General features: G+C 34.9%; 1 pseudogene. It reads left to right on the top strand.

Going from position 1 to position 393, the window contains the following annotated elements:
- A pseudogene (locus AOA59_RS27115) lies at positions 1-262 on the top strand (hypothetical protein); the annotation flags it as partial.
- Positions 263-393: the final 131 nt, after the last annotated feature.

The following is a 393-nucleotide window of genomic DNA, read 5'->3' as shown; positions in this document are numbered from 1 at the left end:
GTTTACAGCAATTATATTAGGAGCTATCACAGTATTTATTATCGATCACAAGTTTCATAAAGCTGCCATCTTTGCTTTAGTTGCTGCTTTCTTAAGCTTTATCGGCCTCATGCATGCTCCATCGCTTGAGTTTGGCGCAGCTACTGACTATGCTCTAGGCTACTTATTAATAGGGATTTTCTTTGGAGCATATTATTTAAAAGATGTTCGTGTAGCACAACTTGAGAAAGAAAAAGAAAACAAAAAAGTGAAAGCTGCCTAATAAAGCTAACGGGTTTACTTCAGGAGTGCAAACAAATAATTTACAAGCAAAATCACATGCGATTTCACAAGAGAAATCACATGTGATTTTTTCTTGTTGTATCAGTGTTTTATTGGTAAACATTACAGAAA

It is taken from the genome of Pseudomonas sp. 2822-15 (assembly GCF_002742515.1).
Taxonomy (GTDB): Bacteria; Pseudomonadota; Gammaproteobacteria; order Pseudomonadales; family Pseudomonadaceae; genus Aquipseudomonas; species Aquipseudomonas salomonii.
The sequence above is the reverse complement of the archived record's forward strand: the minus strand, read 5'-3'. Positions and strand labels throughout refer to the sequence as shown.